12 protein-coding genes are annotated in these 15,563 nt (G+C 63.0%); 5 read left to right on the plus strand and 7 right to left on the minus strand.

Annotation, left to right across the window (positions count from 1 at the left end; genetic code table 11):
• Positions 1–64: 64 nt before the first annotated feature.
• The 6 genes from PH586_RS08675 to sohB form a co-directional block, all read right to left on the minus strand.
• A complete protein-coding gene (locus PH586_RS08675) occupies positions 65–3,172 on the minus strand; it encodes an efflux RND transporter permease subunit (RefSeq protein ID WP_271347359.1) in 3,108 nt (1,035 codons plus the stop codon).
• A complete protein-coding gene (locus tag PH586_RS08680) occupies positions 3,169–6,261 on the minus strand; it encodes an MdtB/MuxB family multidrug efflux RND transporter permease subunit (RefSeq protein ID WP_271347360.1) in 3,093 nt (1,030 codons plus the stop codon). The genes PH586_RS08675 and PH586_RS08680 overlap by 4 nt, the downstream gene beginning before the upstream one ends.
• Positions 6,258–7,469, minus strand: a complete 1,212-nt coding sequence (locus PH586_RS08685) for an MdtA/MuxA family multidrug efflux RND transporter periplasmic adaptor subunit (RefSeq protein WP_271347361.1) — start codon at positions 7,467–7,469, stop codon at positions 6,258–6,260. Before PH586_RS08685 ends, PH586_RS08680 begins: the two co-directional genes overlap by 4 nt.
• A 156-nt stretch (positions 7,470–7,625) precedes the next feature.
• Entirely contained in the window at positions 7,626–8,126 is a 501-nt protein-coding gene (gene tpx / locus PH586_RS08690; RefSeq protein WP_271347362.1) for a thiol peroxidase, read from the minus strand.
• A 349-nt stretch (positions 8,127–8,475) separates the two neighbouring features.
• Positions 8,476–9,468 carry a YhdH/YhfP family quinone oxidoreductase gene (locus tag PH586_RS08695; RefSeq protein ID WP_271347363.1) on the minus strand — a complete coding sequence of 331 codons (993 nt, stop codon included), beginning with the start codon at positions 9,466–9,468 and terminating at the stop codon, positions 8,476–8,478.
• Between the two features lie 25 nt (positions 9,469–9,493).
• The gene (gene sohB, locus PH586_RS08700; RefSeq protein ID WP_271347364.1) at positions 9,494–10,513 is read right to left on the minus strand and encodes a protease SohB; all 1,020 of its coding nucleotides are present in this window, start codon (positions 10,511–10,513) and stop codon (positions 9,494–9,496) included.
• A gap of 213 nt (positions 10,514–10,726) precedes the next feature.
• Between sohB and PH586_RS08705 the strand changes: the two genes are divergently transcribed.
• The 4 genes from PH586_RS08705 (at position 10,727) to PH586_RS08720 (ending at position 13,885) form a co-directional block, all read left to right on the plus strand.
• Entirely contained in the window at positions 10,727–11,437 is a 711-nt protein-coding gene (locus PH586_RS08705) for a histidine phosphatase family protein (RefSeq protein ID WP_271347365.1), read from the plus strand.
• A gap of 56 nt (positions 11,438–11,493) precedes the next feature.
• Positions 11,494–11,808: an SCP2 sterol-binding domain-containing protein gene (locus PH586_RS08710; protein ID WP_271347534.1), complete on the plus strand. Its 315-nt coding sequence runs from the start codon at positions 11,494–11,496 to the stop codon at positions 11,806–11,808.
• Between the two features lie 204 nt (positions 11,809–12,012).
• A complete protein-coding gene (locus PH586_RS08715; RefSeq protein WP_271347366.1) occupies positions 12,013–13,080 on the plus strand; it encodes a phosphotransferase family protein in 1,068 nt (355 codons plus the stop codon).
• Positions 13,081–13,117: 37 nt separating this feature from the next.
• Positions 13,118–13,885 (plus strand): SDR family oxidoreductase, encoded by a 768-nt coding sequence (locus tag PH586_RS08720; protein WP_271347367.1) that lies wholly within the window; start codon positions 13,118–13,120, stop codon positions 13,883–13,885.
• A gap of 143 nt (positions 13,886–14,028) precedes the next feature.
• Here PH586_RS08720 and PH586_RS08725 read toward each other — a convergent pair whose 3' ends face one another.
• Entirely contained in the window at positions 14,029–14,676 is a 648-nt protein-coding gene (locus PH586_RS08725) for a hypothetical protein (RefSeq protein ID WP_271347368.1), read from the minus strand.
• A gap of 106 nt (positions 14,677–14,782) precedes the next feature.
• On the opposite strand from PH586_RS08725, the gene PH586_RS08730 reads away from it, so the two are divergent.
• The gene (locus PH586_RS08730) at positions 14,783–15,562 is read left to right on the plus strand and encodes a TSUP family transporter (protein WP_271347535.1); all 780 of its coding nucleotides are present in this window, start codon (positions 14,783–14,785) and stop codon (positions 15,560–15,562) included.
• The last annotated feature ends 1 nt before the right edge of the window (position 15,563 follow it).

The raw sequence follows: 15,563 nt of genomic DNA on the forward strand, positions 1-15,563 counted from the left end.
AATGGCTTCGCCACGAAAAAGGCTTCACGAGCCCGGCTCGCGCCTACGGGTATTGGCAGCATGTTCATAGCGGAGTTTCCAGGGCAGCGTCGGTGCGCACGCCGCGCCAGCGGTTGACCCGGTGGCGCAGGCGATCGAAATACAGGTAGATCACCGGGGTGGTGTAGAGCGTCAGCAACTGGCTGAGAATCAGCCCGCCGACGATGGTGATGCCCAGCGGCTGGCGCATCTCCGAGCCTTCGGCACTGCCCAGTACCAGCGGCAGGGCACCGAGGATCGCCGCCAGGGTGGTCATCATGATCGGCCGAAAACGCAGCAGGCAGGCACGCCGGATCGACTCCTGCGGGCTCAGCTGCTCCTGGCGTTCCAGCTGCAGGGCCAGGTCGATCATCAGGATGGCGTTCTTCTTGACGATGCCGATCAGCAGGAACAAGCCGAGCAGCGAGATCAGGCTGAATTCGATGCTCATCAACTGCAGGGCGAGCAAGGCGCCGACCCCGGCCGAGGGCAAGGTGGAGAGTATGGTCAGCGGGTGGATATAGCTCTCGTAGAGCACGCCGAGGACGATATACACCACCCCCAGCGCCAGCAGGATCATCCACGGCTGGCTCTGCTGGGTCTGCTGGAAGGCACCGCCGGTGCCGCCGAGCCGACCTTGCACCTCGGTCGGCAGGTTGAGTCGCGCCACCGTACGTTCGATCGCCAGGCTGGCCTGCTCCAGGTTGACGCCTTCGGCCAGGGCGAAGCCGATGTTCTCCGCGGCGAACTGGCCCTGGTGGTACACCCGATCCTCTTCCAGGCTGCGTTCCCAGCGGGCGAAACTCGACAGCGGCACCCGGGCGCCCGCGGCGCTGATCAACTGGATCTGCGCCAGTGCCTCGGGGTGCTGGGCGTATTGCGGATTGATTTCCATGACCACGCTGTACTGGTTGAGGCTGTCGTAGATGGTCGACACCTGTCGCTGGCTGAAGGCGTTGTTGAGCACCCCGGTGACCATGGCCATGTCCACGCCCAGGCGCTTGGCCGCATCGCGGTCGACGACCAGGCGGATTTGCTGGGTGCCATCGGTTTCCTTGGCGTCGATATCGGTCAGCTCCGGCAGACTGCGCAGCGCTTCGCGCACCTTCGGCAGCCAGATGCGCAACTGCTCCAGGTCGCCGGACAGCAGCATGTATTCGTTCTCCGAGCTGCGCCCTTCGCGCCCGCCGATCTGCAGGTCCTGATCGGGCATGAGGTACATGCGCCCGCCGGGAACCTTGGGCACCGTGCGGCGCAGGCGGTTGATCACGGCCTGGGAAGACAGCTGGCGCTCGCTCAGCGGTTTCAGGCGCACGATCAGGAAGGCGTTGTTGATCCCGCCCGAGCCACCGATAAAACCGGCCACGCTCTGCACCGCCGGATCGGCCAACAGCGCGCGGCGGAAGATTTCCATCTTCGGCTGCATGACCTGGAATGACAGGCCGTCGTCGCCACGCACGAAGCCGATCAGCTGGCCGGTGTCCTGTTGCGGCAGGAAGGTCTTGGGCACGCTGACGAACAGGAACACATTTAGCGCGATGGTCGCCAGCAGGCTGAACAGCATCAGCAAGGAGTGCTGCAGGGCCCAATCCAGGCTGCGCTGGTAAACACCCAGCACCCGGGTTTGCACGCGCGCGCCCAGACGTTGCATGGCATTGGCTGGCCGCTCGGCCTGTTCGGCCTTGAGCCAGCGCGCGCAGAGCATCGGCGTCAGGGTCAGCGACACCAGCAGGGAGATGACGATGGCCACCGCCAGGGTGATGGAGAATTCGTGGAACAGCCGTTCGACGATGCCGCCCATGAACAGGATCGAGATAAACACCGCGACCAGCGACAGGTTCATCGCCAACAGGGTGAAGCCCACCTCGCGCGCGCCCTTGAAGGCGGCGGCCATGGGCGCGGCGCCGGCCTCGATATGCCGGGTGATGTTTTCCAGCACGACGATGGCGTCGTCCACCACCAGGCCGGTGGCGATGATCAGCGCCATCAGCGACAGGTTGTTCAGCGAGAAGCCCAACAGGTGCATCACCGCGAAGGTGCCGACCAAGGATACCGGCACCGCCAGCGCCGGGATCAACGCCGCGCGCCAGCGGCCGAGGAAGGCGAACACCACCAGAATCACCAGGGCCACGGCAATCAACAGGGTGCGCTCGGCCTCGTGCAAGGTGGCGCGGATCACCGGCGAGCGGTCCATCGCCACTTGCACCGTGACGCTGGCCGGAATCACCGCGCGCAACGCCGGCAACTGCTGGCGAATGCCGGCAATGGTTTCGATGATATTGGCCCCGGTCTGGCGATTGACCACCAGCAGTACCGCCTGCTGGTCGTTGTAGAAACCGCTGTTGTAGCGATCCTCCACCCCATCGCTGATCGTCGCCACATCGCCCAGGCGCACGGCGGCGCCATTCTGGTAGCGAATGATCAGCGGCAGGTAGTCGGCGGCCTTGTCCAGCTGGTCGCTGGCCTGCACCTGCCAGTGGCGCTCGCCCGCTTCCACCGCGCCCTTGGGCCGCTTGGCATTGGCTGCGGTGATCGTCTGGCGCACCTCGTCCAGGGCAATGCCGTACTGGTCGAGCAGGCGCGGTTCCAGGGCCACCCGCACCGCCGGCAGCGAGCTGCCACCGATACTCACCTCGCCGACACCGCTGACCTGCGAGAGCTTCTGCGCCAGGATGGTCGACGCCACATCATACAATTGGCCCTTATCCAGCACCGCGCTGGTCAGCGACAGCACCATGATCGGCGCCTGGGACGGGTTGACCTTGCGATAGCTCGGCATCGCGCGCATGCCACTGGGCAACAAATCACGCGCGGCATTAATCGCCGCCTGCACCTCGCGGGCGGCGGCGTTGATGTCCTTGTCCAGATCGAACTGCAGCATGATCCGCGTATTGCCCTGACTGCTGCGGCTGTTCATCTGGCTGATGCCGGCGATGGTACCGAGCGAGCGTTCCAGCGGCGTGGCCACGCTCGAGGCCATGATCTGCGGGCTGGCGCCGGGCAGGCTGGCCTGCACCGTGATGGTCGGGAAATCCATCTGCGGCAGCGGCGCCACCGGCAACAGGCCGAAACTGACGCCGCCGAGCAAGAGGATCGCCAGGCTCAGCAGCAGGGTCGCCACCGGCCGGCAGATAAAGGGCGCGGAGAGGTTCACACCGCCACTCCGGCGGCGCTGCGCCCGCTCAGGCGCCGCGACAGGCGGTCGAAGTACAGGTAAATCACCGGCGTGGTGAACAGCGTCAGCACCTGGCTGAGCAGCAGGCCACCGACCATCACCAGCCCCAGCGGCTGGCGTAGTTCGGCACCGGAGCCGCTCGCGAGCATCAGCGGAATGGCGCCGAACAGTGCCGCCAGGGTGGTCATCAGGATCGGCCTGAAGCGCAGCAGCGCCGCCTGATAGATCGCCGCCTCGGGCTCCATGCCCTGGTTGCGCTCGGCGTCGAGGGCGAAGTCGATCATCATGATCGCGTTCTTCTTGACGATGCCGATCAGCAGGATGATGCCGATGATCGCGATCAGACCCAGCTCATTGCCGCTGAGCAGCAAGGCCAGCAGCGCGCCGACCCCGGCCGAGGGCAAGGTCGAGAGAATGGTGATCGGGTGGATATAGCTCTCGTAGAGCACGCCGAGGACGATGTACATGGTCACGATCGCGGCCAGGATCAGCAGCAAGGTGCTCGACAGCGAGGCGCGGAAGGCCTCGGCCGCGCCCTGAAACTGGCTGTGCACCCCGCCCGGCAGACCGATGTCCTGCTCTACCCGTTCGATCAGCGCCACCGCCTCGCCGAGGGACACCCCCTCAGCCAGGTTGAACGACAGGGTCGCCGCCGGGAACTGACCGATATGGTTGATCAGCAGGCTGGCGGCGCGCTCGTCGATACGCGCCAGCGACGACAAGGGGACTTGCCCGCCGTCGGCCGTGGCCACGTGGATCTGCCGCAGCGCGGCCGGGCCGATGCTGCCGGCGTTCTGGCTCTCCAGCACCACCCGGTACTGGCTGGCCTGGGTATAGATGGTGGAGATCTGCCGCTGGCCGAAGGCGTCGTAGAGCGCGTTGTCGATGTCGGCGATGCTCACGCCGAGGCGCCCGGCAATGTCCCGGTCGATCTGCAGGTACACCTGCAGGCCGCGACTTTGCAGGTCGCTGGCCACATCGTTGAGTTGCGGCTGCTGACGCAGCGCGGCGACCAGCTTGGGCACCCATTGCTCCAGCAATGCCTGCTCCGGCGACTCCAGGCTGAACTGGAACTGGGTGCGGCTGACTCTATCCTCGATGGTCAGGTCCTGCACCGGCTGCAGGTACAGCTCGATGCCGGGCAGGCGGGCCAGTTGCGGACGCAGGCGCTCGATCACCTGGCTGGCGCTGACATCGCGCTCGGCATGCGGCTTGAGGTTGATCAGCAGGCGCCCGCTGTTGAGGGTCGGGTTGTCGCCATCCACGCCAATGTAGGACGACAGGCTGACCACCGCCGGATCCGCCAGGATCACCTCGGCCAGGCGCTGCTGGCGCTCGCTCATGGCGGCGAAGGATATCGACTGCGGCGCCTCGGAAATGCCCTGGATCACCCCGGTGTCCTGCACCGGAAAGAAACCCTTGGGCACGGCCAGGTACAGCAGCACGGTCAGGCCCAGGGTGGCGATGGCCACAAGCAGCGTCAGCGGCTGACGCTTGAGCACCCACTGCAGCCAGCTGCCGTAGCGCGCGATCATGCCGTCGATAACCGCGCCACTGGCCCGATAGAAGCGACCCTGCTGCGCCACCGGCTCACGCTTGAGCAGACGTGCGCACATCATCGGCGTCAGCGTCAGCGACACCACCAGGGAAATCAGGATGGCCACCGCCAGGGTGATGGCGAACTCGCGGAACAGTCGGCCCACCACATCGGCCATGAACAACAGTGGAATCAGCACCGCGATCAACGAGATGGTCAGCGAGATCAGGGTGAAGCCGATCTGCCTGGCGCCCTTGAGCGCCGCATTCAGCGGGGTTTCCCCGGCTTCCAGGTGGCGGGCGATGTTTTCCAGCATGACGATGGCGTCGTCGACCACGAAACCGGTGGCGATGGTCAGGGCCATCAGGGTCAGGTTGTTGATGGTGAAGCCAGCCAGGTACATCACGCCGAAGGTGCCGATCAGCGACAACGGCACCACTATCGACGGAATAATGGTCGCCGCCAGCTTGCGCAGGAACAGGAAGGTCACCAGCACCACCAGCAGCACCGCCAGCAGCAATTCGTGCTGCACGTCCCTCACTGCGGCGCGAATGGTCTGGGTACGGTCGGTCAGCACACTGACCTCGACAGTGGCCGGCAAGCCTGCGGTGAGGCTGGGCAGCAAGGCCTGGATCCGCTCGACCACCTCGATCACATTGGCGCCGGGCTGGCGCTGTACATTGACCAGCACGGCCTCGTTGCGATTGGCCCAGGCCGCCAGACGATTGTTTTCCGCACCGTCGATGATCTCGGCGACATCCTTCAGGCGCAGCGCCGCGCCGTCCCGATAACTCAAGATCAGCTCGCGGTACTCGTCCGGGGATTTCAGCTGGTCGTTGGCATCAAGTTGCGAGACCCGGGTCGGCCCGTCGAAGTTGCCCTTGGGCTGGTTGACGTTGCTCGCGGTGATCAGGTTGCGCACATCGGCCAGGTTCAGGCCATAGGCGGCCAGGGCTTGCGGATTGACCCGGATGCGTACCGCCGGACGTTGACCGCCGGCCAGGGTGACCAGGCCGACGCCACTGGTTTGCGCCAGCTTCTGCGCCAGGCGGGTATCGACCAGATCGAACACCTGCGGCAACGGCAGAGTGGCCGAACGAATCGCCAGGGTCAGCACCGGGGTATCCGCCGGGTTGACCTTGTTGTACACCGGAGGCGCCGGCAGATCGCCGGGCAGCAGGTTGCTCGCGCCGTTGATCGCCGCCTGCACCTCCTGCTCGGCGACGTCCAGTTGCACCTGCAGATTGAAGCGCAGAGTGATCACCGAGGCGCCCGCCGAACTGCTCGAGGACAGCTGCTGCAAGCCCGCCATCTGGCCGAACTGGCGCTCCAGTGGCGCGGTCACCGCACTGGTCATCACGTCCGGGCTGGCGCCGGGATACAGGGTCATGACGCGAATGGTCGGGTAATCCACCTCGGGCAGCGCCGACACCGGCAACATGCGGTAGGCGATCAGGCCGCTGAGGAAGATCGCCAGCATGATCAGGGTAGTGGCGACCGGGCGCAGGATGAACAGACGGGAAGCGTTCATGCGTCTGCCAGAGTCCGCACGCGGGTTTGCTTGGCGGTCGGTGCCTGGCTTTCGCCGACCACCTCGACGGCGCTGCCATCGCGCAGGCGGTCGGTGCCCTCCAGCACCAGGCGTTCGCCCACCGCGACGCCCTCCTCGATCAGCGTCAGCTGGCCATTGCTCGGCCCCGCCACGATCGGCCGCACCTGCACCTTGTCTTGTTCATCGATCACATAGACGAAGGTGCCGCGGGCACCGAACTGCAAGGCCGCTGCGGGAATCAGCAGGGCCTGTTCGCGGGTCTCCACCAGCAGGCGGACGTTGACGAACTGATTGGGAAACAGCAGCTCTTCGGCATTCTCGAAGCGGGCCTTGAGCTTGACCGTGCCGGTGGCGGTATCGATCAGGTTATCCAGGCTGTCCAGATACCCTTCGGCCAGCTTGAGTGTATCGCTGCGGTCCCAGGCCTCGACGCGCAAGCGCTGCCCTGCCCTGAACTGGCGCAACACTGCCGGCAACTCGGCCTCGGGCAAGGTGAACATCAGGGAAATTGGCAGGGTCTGGGTAATCACCACCAGCGGCAGGGCATCACCGGATTTGACCAGGTTGCCGCGATCCACCTGACGCAGGCCGAGCCGCCCACTGATGGGCGCGCGCACCTGGGTGAAGTCGAGGTTCAGACGCGCCTCGGCGACTGCCGCCTGGTTGCTCTTGAGGGTGCCGCGGTACTGGTTGACCAGGGCCTGCTGGGTGTCGAGGGTCTGCTTGGCGATCGAGTCTTCGGCGTACAGGCCACGGTAACGGCCCAGATCCAACTCGGCATTGCGCAACTGCGCCTGATTTTCCTGCTGCAGCCCCAGAGCCTGTTGCAGGGCCACTTCATAAGGCCGCGGATCGATCACTGCGAGCAGATCACCGGCCTTGACCCGCTGACCATCGGCGAACAGCAACTCGACCAGCTCACCTTCCACCCGGCCACGCACATTGACCGTGTTGTAGGCGGTCACGGTGCCCAGGGCCTTCAGCTCGATCGGGAAACTGCCTTGCGTGACAGTCGCTACCCGCACCGGCACCGCGCCACCATCGCCCCAACGACCGCCGGCCTGGCTCTGCGGTTTTGCGGGCCAGAACCACCAGATCAGCACGAGCAGAAGCGCCAACAGCATCAGGCCAATCAGCCATTGGCGTGACGGCTTCGAAGTACGGGGGATTGCAGTTGTTTCAGGCATGGCTGGATCACTTCCTTGGAATGCCTGAACGATAAGCAGTGTCAGGCATGAAGCAAAGCCTCTTTACCGGCTATTTACCTCCAGCTGACGTGCTAAGCCCCTGAGCCACAACTGAAAACGGCCTCCAAGGGAGGCCGTCGGCTGTGTTGCCGGGTATTACTTGAGCACGCTCAGCGCCGCCTCGTAATTCGGCTCGTTGCCGATCTCGGCAACCAGCTCGCTGTGCAGGACCTTGTCGTTCTCATCCAGCACCACCACGGCGCGGGCGGCAACGCCGACCAACGGGCCGTCGGCGATGGCGACGCCGTAGTCCTTGAGAAACTCGCCGCCGCGCATGGTCGACAGGTTGACCACGTTGTCCAGGCCTTCGGCGCCACAGAAGCGCGCCTGGGCGAACGGCAGGTCGGCGGAGATACACAGGACTACGGTGTTATTCAGCTTGCTGGCCCGGGCGTTGAAGGAGCGTACCGAGGTCGCGCAGGTCGGGGTGTCGATGCTGGGGAAAATATTCAGCACTTTACGCTTGCCGGCCAGGCTGGCCAAGCTGACATCGGCCAGATCGGTGCCGACCAGGGTGAAGGCCGGGGCTTGCTGACCGACTTGCGGCAGCTGACCATCGACCTGTACCGGATTGCCATGCAGGGTTACTTGAGCCATTGAGATTTCCTCTCTCGGTCTGGGAATGAAAGCGAATGAAGAGTTAAGCATGCCATCGATAAAAAAACCCGGAAACACGGTTTTTCCTGGCGCCACCAGGTGCTGAACGGCCTCGTGCCTGTCGGTTTATGGACACCTGTAGGAGCGGCCCATGGCCGCGAGGGATTTTGAGGGCATGGAACCAGGCGTCCACCGCGCCTACAGAACGCGTCATAACCCATAAAATCGGAGACATACGAATTGGTTGATAGGAGAGTCTTTATCCGCGCACTTCGCGGATAAAGACCAGCCGTCCACGCCGCGCCTGCAGGGGACAGATACCCCATGCTCCAGATGGTACAGCGCCTTATCAGTCCACCCGCACCAGTACCCGGCCAACCAGCTTGCCGGCGATTATCTGGCCGATGGCCTCGGGCAACTGCTGCAGACTGACTTCAGTCACCAAATGCTCGAGGTCGTCGAGCTTCCATTGCAGCGAGAGCTTGTCCCACATGGAGGCTTTGACCACCAGCGGCAGCTCGACCGAGTCGACCCCCAACAGGTTGACCCCACGCAGAATGAACGGCAGCACGCTGCCCTTGAACGCCACCCCGGCAGTCAACCCGCAGCAAGCGGCGCTGCCACCGTAGCGCAGCGACTTGACCACATTGAACAGGATATCGCCGCCGACGGTATCCACCGCCGCCGCCCATTGTTCCTTGAGCAGCGGACGCTCCGCACCCTCCTGCAGTTCGCTACGCGGGACTATCTGTCGTGCACCCAGGCTCTTGAGGAACTCGCCCTGCTCGGCCTTGCCAGTGGACGCCGCCACGCTGAAGCCAAGCTTGCTCAGCAAGGCCACGGCAACGCTGCCAACGCCGCCGGTCGCCCCCGTCACCAGCACAGGCCCGGCATCCGGGAGCACGCCGGCTTGCTCGAGCTTGGCGACGCAGAGCGCAGCAGTCAGGCCCGCGGTACCCAGCACCATGGCTTCACGCAGGGACAAGCCTTGCGGTCGTTTCAGCGCCCAGGCCGACGGAATTCGAATGTATTGAGCAAAGCCGCCCGCGGTATTCATACCCAGGTCATAGCCGGTCACAATCACTTCATCGCCCACGCTGAATTCGGCGACGCTCGACTGCTCGACCACGCCCGCCGCATCGATGCCGGGCGTATGCGGAAAATGTTTGGTCACGCCACGATTACCAGTGGCGGACAGGGCATCCTTGTAGTTCAACGACGAGTAGCGAACCCGGATCAACAGCTCGCCGGCCGGCAGTTCGTCGATAGTGCGCTGGACAATCGCTTGTTCGAACTCGCCCGTCGCACTTGCGCGGGCCTGCAGTGCTGTGAACATGGTCATCTTCATCCCCTAGGGTAAAAGTGGATTACCAGAAACGCTGCTGATTCAGGCGGCTTAGCCAATTCAAGCTGAAACGATCCAGGGCTATGCTGGCCGCCAAGCCGACACGTTCCTGCAAGCTTTTCTTCTCAACGTAGTGCAAGTGAAACAGCTCAGCCTGCTGGGCCCGCTCAGCCAGGTATTCGTCGCTGGTCTTGAGTTCATCGACCAGTTGTTTTTCCAGCGCGGCCAGGCCCAGCCAGACTTCGCCGGTGGCGATGTCGTCGATGTCCAGTTGCGGCCGATAGCGGGCCACGAAGTTCTTGAACAGCTCATGGATGACTTCCAGGTCTTCCTGGAATTTCTCCCGGCCCTTCTCGGTATTTTCGCCAAAGATGGTCAGGGTGCGCTTGTACTCGCCAGCGGTAAGCACCTCGAAATCGATGTCGTGCTTTTTAAGCAGGCGGTGCACGTTGGGCAACTGGGCCACCACACCGATGGAACCGAGCATGGCAAAGGGTGCGGAAATAATCTTCTCAGCGATACAGGCCATCATGTAGCCGCCGCTGGCCGCGACTTTATCGATGCAGATGGTCAGCGGGATGCCGGCCTGGCGAATACGCACCAGTTGCGAGCTGGCCAGGCCATAGCTGTGGACCATGCCACCGCCGCTTTCCAGGCGCAGCACCACTTCATCCTCAGGTGTGGCCAGGCTCAGCAAGGCGGTAATTTCATGGCGCAAGCTGTCAGTGGCCGATGCCTTGATATCGCCATCGAAGTCCAGGACAAATACCCGCGGTTTGTGCACCCCGGCTTTCTTCGCCAACTTGTCTGCCTTGGCCTCTTCCTTGTGCGCCGCCTTGAGCTGGTCCTTGTCCAGCACGGCCTGCTCGAGTCGTTGGCGCAGCTGCTTGTAGAAGTCGTTGAGCTTGTCCACCTGCAACTGCCCGCCAGCGCGCCGGCCCTTGCCGCGTGCTGCAACGGCCGCCAGCAGAATCACCAGAACAGCCACTACCAGCGTTACCGTTTTGGCCAAAAAGGCCGCATATTCTGCGAAAAACTCCACGCATGTCCCCTCAATTATTGGTTGCTGCGCCCAGCGCCTGACACCGCTCGTTCTAATCAAGCATACCGACGCCACCGGCTGCCGGCCAGTTGCCTGGCGTGCAGGCATGAATGACAGCCCATAAATTCAAACAAGCGTATGTCTTTTCGTTGACAGCTCTACACGATCCTCATACGCTCGGCGAACTTTTACCGAACCAGGACAGTGGCTAACGTGGGCAGCATTTACCTGATCAGACATGGCCAAGCTTCCTTCGGCGCCGCTGACTACGATGTGCTATCACCCATCGGCATTCGCCAGGCTGAAGTGCTGGGCGCACACCTGGCTGATCTCGGCATTCGCATCGATCGCAGCCTGAGTGGCGCATTACGCCGCCAACAACACACCGCCAACGCGGCGATGAGCCAGTTGAGCAACAGCGGCCAGGCAATACCTGATCTGCAGGTGGATGCCGCCTTCAACGAGTTCGATGCCGACGCGGTGATCCACCGCCTGCTTCCCGGCCTGCTTGACGAAGAACCCGAAGCCCTGCATGTGCTACGCAACGGGGCACAGAACCGCGCCGAGTTCCAACGTCTATTCTCATTGCTGATCGGCCGCTGGATCTCCGGCGAACACGACCAGCCCGGCCTGCAAAGCTGGCAGGCATTCGTCGAACAGGTCCAGGGTGGCCTGACCCGCCTGTTGCAACAGGCCGATCGCAAGCAGAACATCGCGATCTTCACCTCAGGCGGTACCATCACCGCACTGTTGCAGTTGATCACCGGCGTACCGGCGGCCAAGGCCTTCGAACTGAATTGGCAAATCGTCAACACTTCACTGAGCTGCCTGAAATTTCGCGGCAGCCAAGTGAGCCTGGCTTCCTTCAACAGCCATGTGCATTTACAGCTGCTGAAGGAGCCGGAACTCATCACCTACCGCTGAGTACCGGCCTACCGCGCCCATAAGGGCGCGTGAAAACCCTGAAAACAAAGGAAGACATCATGAGCGTTGCAGACATCATCAATACCATGCAGTCCAAGTTCAATGCCTCTGCCGCTGCGGGTCTGGACCTGGTGTTCCAGTTCAACATCGAAGACGGTGAGAACCACTACCTGGTCATCAAGGACGGCACCTGCGACGTCCAGCAAGGCGATGCCGACAACGCCAGCGTGACCCTGATCATGGACAGCGAAACCCTCAAGGGTATCACCAGCGGCGAGACCGATGGCATGCAGGCCTTCATGGCCGGCAAGCTGCGCGCCGAAGGCGACATGATGCTGGCCATGAAGCTGGGTGAACTGTTCCCGGTCTAAGCTTGATTGAGTAGCCTCAGCGTAAAACCGGAGCCTGGTGCTCCGGTTTTTTTTCGCCTGCAGGCACACCTGCAGATCAATCAGGCTGCTTGATTGAGCGGCAACACGATCGCCTATAACGGCGTGTATTGCTTGTTACGGCCAGGGTGCAGTATTAGATTGACCAATAATCTAGGGCACCCATTATAAGCAGAAGGGATAAGCATGGCGCTTACTGACCAGTCCACTCGTATCCGCGAGGGCGAAGAGCTCGACGCTGCGATCATCGATCCGTACCTCAAGGCGCATATAGCTGGCCTGACTGGCGAGCCACGGATCAGCCAGTTCCCCGGCGGCGCTTCGAACCTTACCTACCTGATCGAATATCCCGAGAAGGAATTCGTCCTGCGTCGACCGCCCTTTGGCCAGAAGGCCAAATCCGCTCACGATATGGGTCGCGAATACCGCATTCTCAACCAGCTCTACGAGGCCTTCCCCTACTGCCCGAAAGCCTATGTGCACTGCACCGACGAAGCGGTGATCGGCGCCGAATTCTATGTAATGGAACGGGTCAACGGCATCATCCTGCGCTCCGACATGCCGGCCGAGCTGAACCTCGATGCCGACAAGACCCGCCAGCTGTGCAAGAGCTTCATCGACAAGATGGTCGAGCTGCATAACGTCGACTACGCCGCTTGCGGTCTCGGCGACCTGGGTAAACCGGAGGGCTATGTAGAGCGGCAGATTGGCGGCTGGAGCGCTCGCTACGAGAAGGCCCTGACCCCTGACGCGCCATTGTGGGAGCCGGTCAAGGCCTGGCTGAAAGACAAGATGCCGGCCGACCACCCCAAATCGGCCATCGTGCATAACGATTACCGCTTCGACAACGTGATCCTCGACCCGCAAAACCCGATGCAGATCATCGGCGTGCTCGACTGGGAGCTGACCACCATTGGCGACCCACTGATGGACCTGGGTAACACCCTTGCCTACTGGATCGAGGCCGACGACCCGGCGCCGGTGCAAATGATGCGCCGTCAGCCAAGCAATGCGCCCGGCATGCTCAGCCGTCAGGCGTTCGCCGACTACTACGCCGAACGCGCCGGCATCCAAATCAAGAGCATCGACTTCTACTACACCTACGGTCTGTTCCGCCTGGCGGGGATCGTGCAACAGATCTACTACCGCTATTACCACGGCCAGACCCAGGACAAACGTTTCGCCCAGTTCGTGCAGATGAACAAGCTGCTGGAACAGATGAGCCTGCAGGTCATCGCCAAGTCGCAGTTGTAACAGGCCGAACAGGCCTTCAACCAGAAAGGAAATGCCCATGTCCAAAACCACTCTGTTCGACCTCGACGGCAAGATCGCCTTCGTTTCCGGCGCCAGCCGCGGCATCGGCGAGGCCATCGCCAAACTGCTGGCCCAGCAAGGCGCCCACGTGATCGTCTCGAGCCGCAAGATCGATGGCTGCCAGGGCGTCGCCGACGCCATCAACGCCGACGGCGGCAAGGCTACCGCGATGGCCTGCCATATCGGCGAAATGGAGCAGATCAGCAACGTGTTCGCGCAGATCCGCGAGCAGTTCGGCCGTCTCGACATCCTGGTCAACAACGCCGCCACCAACCCACAGTTCGGCAACGTCCTGGAGACCGACCTGTCGGCCTTCCAGAAGACCGTCGACGTCAACATCCGCGGCTATTACTTCATGTCCATCGAAGGCGGCAAGTTGATGAAGGAAAACGGCGGTGGCAGCATCGTCAACGTCGCCTCGATCAACGGCGTATCCCCGGGCGAAATGCAGGGCATCTACTCGGTGACCAAAGCCGCGGTGATCAGCATGACCAAGGTCTTCGCCAAGGAATGCGCGCAGTTTGGCATCCGCTGCAACGCCCTGCTGCCAGGCCTGACCGACACCAAATTCGCCTCGGCCCTGACCAAGAACGACGCCATCCTCAACCTGGCGCTGCAGCGCATCCCGCTCAAGCGCGTGGCCGATCCGAGCGAAATGGCCGGCGCCGTGCTGTACCTGGCCAGCGATGCCTCCAGCTACACCACCGGCGTGTCACTGAACGTCGACGGTGGCTTCCTGTCCTGATACGGCTCAGGGAGCAGGCAAAGGGACCTTCGGGTCCCTTTCTGTTTCTATGCCCTGACCGCTGCGCATCTGGCACGCCACAGCGCGATACAAGCCCGCAGCGCTGGACACCCAATCCCGCCTAGACGCTGGCGCAGCTTGTTCTACTGCCAATCCTGCAGCGCCTGCTTGGCCGCCTGGTTCATCGGCTGCGCCAGCAGACCGGTCGGCGTAAGACTGATGCTGTATACCGCCTGATCGGCAATTGGCAGATAGGAGACCCGGCGCGCCTGGGCATCGAACATGAGCAGGTCGTGCTGGCCCAGGCGCAGCCAACGCCACAGGTCGACGCCATAGGGGCTTTGGGCCAGCTCGACCTGAGCCTGCTGCGCCTGCGCCTGTTGCTCGATGGACAGGAAACGACCCGAGAGATTTTCCAGGCGGTAGCCAGGCTCCAGCCCGATCAGAGCAGCGAGCCCCTTCCATTGCAGAAAACGCACATCCAGCTGCCACAAGTCCCCCTCCAGCAGCACGCTGCGCTCGCCCCCGCCCTCCAGCAGATTGACCCGATAGCGCGGGCCGTCAGCCTCGAAGCTCAGGGTCACCAGCGGCTTGTCCTCCGGCAATGGGGCATAGCTGTGGAGGTCGTAGGCCACCAGGCCGATGAAACCGGCCAGGGCCAGAAAAGCCAGGCCGCAGGTGCCACGCAACCAGCCGAGGAACCAGTGTGTGTTAAACAGAATTCGCGCGGCAACCAACACCGCCAACACTGCCAGCAACGCTGTCGCCCATGCCAGACCGTCATATTGCATCGAGTCGATTCCTTGCCCGTGAAAATGCCGGCATTATGCGCAGCAACCCCGCCAGCGAACAGCAGCTTCGCCGCACAATCGGACACAGGTCGTCTTTTCCATGCCCTTGCCTTTCGAGCTTGCCGTTGACCCGGCAACCCTAGCCATTCTTGCCCTGGTAGCCTTCGTTGCCGGCTTCGTCGATGCAATTGCCGGCGGCGGCGGGCTGCTGACCATTCCGGCCTTGCTGATGGCCGGTCTGCCACCTCACCTGGTGCTGGGCACCAACAAACTCTGCGCGACCTTCGGTTCGGCCACTGCCAGCTATACCTTCTACCGACGCAAGCTGTTCGCCCCTCGATCCTGGCGCAATGCGCTGATTGGTACCGCGATCGGCGCCCTGTTGGGGGCGACACTGGTGCACTGGCTGCCGGCCGCCTGGCTCAATCAACTGTTGCCAGTGGTGGTATTCGCCTGCGGACTCTATTTACTGTTCGGTCGCACCCCGGCGGCTCCGCTCAACGCTGATGCGCCTATTGCCCAGGGCCGGCAGTGGCCGCAAGGCCTCGGTCTGGGCTTCTACGACGGCGTCGCCGGGCCGGGCACCGGTGCATTCTGGACGGTCAGCAGCCTGCTGCTTTACCCGCTCGATCTGGTACGCGCCAGTGGCGTGGCCCGCAGCATGAACTTCGTCAGCAATGCCTGTGCCCTGGTGGTATTCATCGTCGCCGGGCAAGTGGCCTGGCTGCTCGGCATCAGCATGGGCATCGCCCTGATGGCCGGGGCTTTTCTCGGTGCACGCTCGGCAATCCGCGGCGGCTCGAAATTCATCCGCCCGGTGTTCATCCTGATGGTGTTGGCGCTCGCCGCCCGGCTAGCCTGGCAGCACTGGTTCGGCCTGGCGTAGG

Origin of the sequence: Pseudomonas aestuarii (genome assembly GCF_027988105.1) — a bacterium.
GTDB classification, from domain to species: domain Bacteria; phylum Pseudomonadota; class Gammaproteobacteria; order Pseudomonadales; family Pseudomonadaceae; genus Aquipseudomonas; species Aquipseudomonas aestuarii.

Coding starts and splice junctions, on each gene's coding strand:
- PH586_RS08680 (WP_271347360.1), bottom strand. CDS start 6,261: ATGAACGCTTCCCGTCTGTTCATCCTGCGCCCGGTCGCCACTACCCTG.
- PH586_RS08695 (WP_271347363.1), bottom strand. CDS start 9,468: ATGACCATGTTCACAGCACTGCAGGCCCGCGCAAGTGCGACGGGCGAG.
- tpx (WP_271347362.1), bottom strand. CDS start 8,126: ATGGCTCAAGTAACCCTGCATGGCAATCCGGTACAGGTCGATGGTCAG.
- PH586_RS08725 (WP_271347368.1), bottom strand. CDS start 14,676: ATGCAATATGACGGTCTGGCATGGGCGACAGCGTTGCTGGCAGTGTTG.
- PH586_RS08720 (WP_271347367.1), top strand. CDS start 13,118: ATGTCCAAAACCACTCTGTTCGACCTCGACGGCAAGATCGCCTTCGTT.
- PH586_RS08685 (WP_271347361.1), bottom strand. CDS start 7,469: ATGCCTGAAACAACTGCAATCCCCCGTACTTCGAAGCCGTCACGCCAA.
- PH586_RS08715 (WP_271347366.1), top strand. CDS start 12,013: ATGGCGCTTACTGACCAGTCCACTCGTATCCGCGAGGGCGAAGAGCTC.